Here is a 3015-nt window from a genome sequence, read left to right as displayed (position 1 = left end):
GCTCGCGAAAGCGCCGGATCAGTCAACAACGATGTTGAATGTCCGTATGCCTTCGCGAGCAGGCTCGCTCCCACAAGGGATTGGCGTTGCTTAGAACTCGATGCGCACGTCGCCCTTCGGCACGCTGCAGCACGACAGGATGTAGCCTTCGGCTTCGTCTTCCTCGGTAATCCCGCCGTTGTGGTCCATTTCGACCTCGCCGCCCAGCTTCAGCACTTTGCACGTGCCGCAAATGCCCATGCCGCAGGCCTTCGGAATCAGCAAGCCCAGCTTGGCCGCCGCCGCATGCACGGTTTCACCCGGGGCCACGCGAATGCTCTTGCCGGAGGAGATAAATTCGACTTGATGCAGGTCCGCCAGATCAACTTCCGGCGCGTCGGCAGCAATTTCGGCCTGTTCCACCGCATCGGCGCGGGCTTCCGGCGGCGTGGCACCGAAGGATTCCTCGTGGTAACGCGACATGTCGAAGCCGGCGGTCTCGAGCATGCGCTTGACCGCGTTCATGTACGGCGTCGGGCCGCAGCAGAACACTTCGCGCTCCATGAAGTCCGGGGCCATCAGTTCGAGCATCTTGTGGTTCAGGTAACCGCGATAACCCGCCCACGGCTCACCCAGACCATGCTTCTCGCAGATCAGGTGAAGGCTGAAGTTATCGATCCGCGACGCCATGTGTTCCAGCTCGCGGTGATAAATGATGTCTTTGGGCGAGCGGGCGCTGTGGATAAACACCATGTCGACGTTGCCGTTGGTGTCGTAGAACCAGCGCGCCATCGACATGACCGGCGTGATGCCGACGCCGCCGCTGAGGTACAACACCTTCGGCGCGGTGAAGTCCATGGCGTTGAACAGCCCGACCGGCCCGTGCACCGCCAGCTCCTGACCTTCATGCAGCGTGTCGTGCAACCAGTTCGAGACTTTGCCGCCCGGTACGCGCTTGATCGTCACCGAAAAGCTGTACGGCACCGATGGCGAGCTGGAAATGGTGTAGGAGCGCATGATCGGCACGCCTTCGATTTCCAGCTCCAGGGTGACGAACTGCCCCGGCTTGAAGAAGAACAGGATCGGCTGGTCGGCCATAAAGCAGAAGGTGCGCACATCCCAGGTTTCCTGGATGACTTTGACGCAACGGACAATGTGTCGACCGTTGGCCCAGGTCTGGGTGGTTACCGGATTCAGGAAGCTGTTGGACATGCTGTTCTCCACCGCCGATGGTCGGCCTTATGTTGGCGATTCTGCGTATAGCGCGAGCCACCCATTTACCTATCTGCGACATTCACATACTTATCGCGACCAGCCCCCAACTACCGGGGGTTGCGCGTCGGGAACAGATTGGGCCATGTCGCCCATGGATAAGGTTCTGCCCAGCGCCGGCCCCACACTCGCTCCATACCAAGACACAATCTTTACACCTTGCTTTACACCTTGCGTAGCAAACCGGTGGCCGGTGTAACGGGGTTGGGTGGAGCAGGTCCGGATGCATGAAATTCTGAGCCAAGGCGCCGCGACGACTCATAGCGCGCTATGGGGAGGAGCGGCAACGCAGGATCAGAACTTCATGCGCCGGACCTGCCCGCCCAACCCCGTTACACAGGCCACATAGCCACTTTCGCCGGCCACACAGAATGGCCTTGAGGATCAAATCGATGGACGTCACCGCAAAAATCAGCCTGGGCGATCCGCTGGAACCCGCACGCAAGGCCACCGCGCAGATGCTGCAAGAGCGCGAGCGCACTTTCTCGCTGCCGCAGCCGTTTTACTCTGACGAGCGGCTGTTTGATATCGACATGCAGGAAATCTTCCAGAAAGAGTGGTTGATCGCCGGCATGGCTTGCGAGATCCCGACCAAGGGCAACTACCTGACCCTGCAAGTCGGCAAGAATCCGATCATCGTGATTCGCGGCGCCGAAGGCGTGATCCATGCATTCCACAACGTCTGTCGTCACCGCGGCTCGCGTCTGTGCACCAGTGAAAAGGGCAAGGTTGCCAAACTGGTCTGCCATTACCACCAGTGGACTTACGAACTGGACGGTCGCCTGCTGTTCGCCGGCACCGAAATGGGCGCCGACTTCGACATGAAGCAGTACGGCCTCAAACCGGTGAACGTGAAAACCGCCGGCGGCTACATCTTCATCAGCCTGTCGGAGAATCCGCCAGCCATTGATGACTTCCTGTCGACGCTGAACCATTACATGGAACCGTATGACATGGAAAACACCAAGGTGGCGATTACCACCACCTTGATGGAAAAGGCCAATTGGAAGCTGGTGCTGGAAAACAACCGCGAGTGCTACCACTGCAACGCGTCGCACCCGGAACTGCTGAAAACCCTGCTGGAATGGGACGACGTCACCGACCCGCGTGCCGACCAGGCCTTCAAGGACCACGTCGCGGCCTCCGCCGCTGCCTGGGAAGCCGAGAAGATCCCTTACGCCCACGCCAGTTTCGGCCTGCGTAACCGCATCGTGCGCATGCCGCTGCTCAAGGGCACCGTGTCGATGACCCTGGACGGCAAACAGGGCTGCGCCAAACTCATGGGCCGCATCAAGAACCCGGACCTGGGCTCGATGCGCATCCTGCACCTGCCGCACTCCTGGAACCACTGCATGGGCGATCACATCATCGTCTTCACCGTGTGGCCGATCAGCGCTCAGGAAACCATGGTCACCACCAAGTGGATCGTCCACAAGGACGCCGTTGAAGGCGTGGACTACGACGTGGAGCGCATGCGCCAGGTCTGGGACGCCACCAACGACCAGGACCGTCGCCTGGCCGAAGAGAACCAGCGCGGGATCAACTCCACGGCGTACCAGCCTGGGCCTTACTCCAAGACCTATGAGTTTGGTGTGGTGAACTTTGTGGACTGGTACAGCGAGCGTCTGTTGAGCAACCTCGGGGCCGAGCCTGCGCCTTACCTCAAGGGCGTTCCGGTTCAGGGCTAACAGCAAAAGCATCGCGAGCAGGCTCGCTCCCACAGGGGATCTTTGGTGCGCTGAAGATCGAATGTGGGAGCGAGCC

The 3015-nt window shown here is 60.2% G+C and carries 2 protein-coding genes; one reads left to right on the top strand and one right to left on the bottom strand.

What is annotated here, in order from left to right:
* Positions 1-90: 90 nt before the first annotated feature.
* Entirely contained in the window at positions 91-1191 is a 1101-nt protein-coding gene (gene gbcB / locus QMX98_RS33630) for a glycine-betaine demethylase subunit GbcB (protein WP_010467027.1), read from the bottom strand.
* Between the two features lie 452 nt (positions 1192-1643).
* Here gbcB and gbcA point away from each other — a divergent pair, with 452 nt between their 5' ends.
* On the top strand, positions 1644-2939 hold the full coding sequence (gene gbcA, locus QMX98_RS33625) for a glycine-betaine demethylase subunit GbcA (RefSeq protein WP_010467026.1): 1296 nt from the start codon (positions 1644-1646) through the stop codon (positions 2937-2939).
* The last annotated feature ends 76 nt before the right edge of the window (positions 2940-3015 follow it).

The sequence above is a fragment of the Pseudomonas sp. PS02303 genome (genome assembly GCF_029959925.1).
Taxonomy (GTDB): domain Bacteria; phylum Pseudomonadota; class Gammaproteobacteria; order Pseudomonadales; family Pseudomonadaceae; genus Aquipseudomonas; species Aquipseudomonas mandelii.
This window is presented reverse-complemented; position numbering and strand designations above follow the sequence as displayed.